The sequence below is a fragment of the bacterium genome, assembly GCA_035454885.1.
Lineage (GTDB): Bacteria > UBA10199 > UBA10199 > JACPAL01.
The window spans coordinates 1-2,202 of sequence record DATIGE010000059.1 but is presented as its reverse complement, the minus strand read 5'-3'; the positions used below and the strand labels follow the sequence as shown (position 1 = coordinate 2,202).

General features: G+C 62.5%; 1 protein-coding gene. It reads right to left on the bottom strand.

Features of this window, described 5'->3' with window-relative positions:
• Positions 1-2,057: AAA family ATPase (locus tag VLJ37_10185; protein ID HSA60038.1), on the bottom strand; the 2,057-nt coding region annotated here is incomplete at its 3' end.
• Positions 2,058-2,202 lie beyond the last annotated feature (145 nt).

Genomic DNA, 2,202 nt, shown 5'->3' with positions numbered 1-2,202 from the left:
TGCATGAAATCCTCGCGGGGAAAGGCGCAATCGCGGGCGATCGTCAGAGGGGGATTGTCCGGATTGGCCTCGACGGCAGCCGCCCAGCGGCCTTGCGCCACGCGGGCCGCGGCGCCGACGAGTTTTTCGAACTTGGGGTCCCGCAGGTCCGGATAGTGCGACCGGATCTGGTCGGCGAATGTTTTCTCGGTGAAGAGTTCTTTGAGAGAAGGCGATCCACCCGGCATCTGAGGTCGCTGGGCGATATCGGGATAGTTCGTTTCAACGTAGCGGTCGATCATCTCCGTGGTCACGCGCACGGTGCCCGAACCCTGGGTTGCGTTCGCGTCGACGACTCCGTTGAAGATCGCGAACGCCGTGCGCGGAATGTACCCCTCGGAAGCGATCGGGGATTCCGAGAGTTGAGCGATGCGCTTGATCGTCGCGTCGTCCATCTCCACCGTCAAGCCGCTGGCCTTGCGGGCTTCGATGGTGTCCTTGAGGATCACCTCGATGTCGGAGGCCGGACGCGGCGGCAAGGGCAGCGGCTGGAAACGGTTCAGGAGGGGGCGGAGCTCGATGTTCTGGCGGACTCCTTCCCTCTCAAAGCGATTCACTTCCTCCTGATATTCCGGGCTCAGACGCGCGCGGGCCGCCGGGTCGTTGTACAGGCCGGCGATATAGCGGGCCTTGAGGAGCTCCCGGGGCGTCGAGAATCCCACGACCCGGATGTCTCCGCGGGCCAACTCCCCCTTCCAGTGCTCCAGGAGCGAGGTCGTCTGCTCCATGCTTTTTCCGGCGGACAACGCCTCGTGGAATTCGTCGACGAAGAGAACGACCTGCTGACCGCCCTTCCTCGCCTTGGCGATCTCCTTCGGGATGTCGCTCAGCCGCTCCTCGAGCTGGCCCCGGTACATGGTCCCGCCCATCAGGCCATTCGGCGTGACCTTGATGTAGACCGTGTTCGGGTTGCGAAGGGACAAGGTCCTCATGACCTCTTCCTTGCCCCAGCCCGGAGGGCCCTCGACCAAGACGCTCATGGTATTGAACCGGGAGTTGATCGTGTTTTCGATCTGCTCGGCCACCTTGGGCGTCGTGGGATCCGCCACGGGACGGAATTCTCCCATGCGCGCCTGTTCGGTCATGTTCGTGCCGACCTTGAGCAGCGTCGGAATGCCCCGATATCGTAAGGGAGTGGACAAGTCCCTCCAGAACCGGGCCAGGCCCTCCCCCCGGTCGAAGGGGGCGCGGATGAGGTTGTAGAGACCTCGAAAAGGCGCACTGACGGCGTTATTGATGGGGCCCGCCTTGCCGGAGGCGAGCAACACGCTGTAAAGCCCGATGGCCGCGCCAACGAAGGTGGAACCAAGGATCTGCCACATCATGTCGGAGCGCATGTCCTTCTGCATTTCCAAACTCTTTTTCGCGATTTCCTCGCCGGCGGGCTTGATCGCCTCGAGCCCCTTCGCGACCGTCGGACGCCACTTCTCCGGAATGGGGGACCCCGCGTTCGCCGCAAACTCGATGAGCCGATCGATCGTCTTGCCGTCGGGCAGAAGATTCAGGTACCGGAAGTCCGGCCGGCCCGCCGGATCGAGTTGATACTGGCTGGGCTGAAGAAGTCCGCTGCGGACCAGGCTCTTGATGATCCGAAACGGCAATGCCACGGGCAATCTCACCAAAGGAGCCGTGTTGGCCGGCATGTTGTTGATGATCGCGTTGTCGGAGATGTAGACGGCGTCCCCCTCCCTGCACAGGTGCAGCATGCCCTGTCCGAGCGGGATTCGACGGCCCCCCGACCCTTCGGCCTCGCGGCTGTAAACGAATCCGCCGGCCGCCGTGAGGATGCGGGTATAGTAAGGGCCGACGTCGGCGCCCTGGAATTGGGGATTGAGGGATTTGCTCTGAGGAAAGTCGACGTATTCCGAACCGCCGGAGCTGCCCACAACGATCCGCCGCGCCTTCGTGTCGTCCGCGTCGCATGCATCGACGTCGAGGACCGACATCCCGTCGTAATAAGGATCGGGCTTGTCCGGCAATCCGGTCCTGGCCAAGAGCTCTTCTAGCGGCGGCGCCATTTTGTTCTCCTCAAGGATTCAACTCCACTTCTGTTATCGGCGGAGAATCTCCTGAGTTGAGTCATTCGAGAGGGTGGGCGCGAGATTGCTAGGAATGGATGCGTGAGGACGAATCCAGGCGAGGACCGTCGCGTACGAAAGGTTC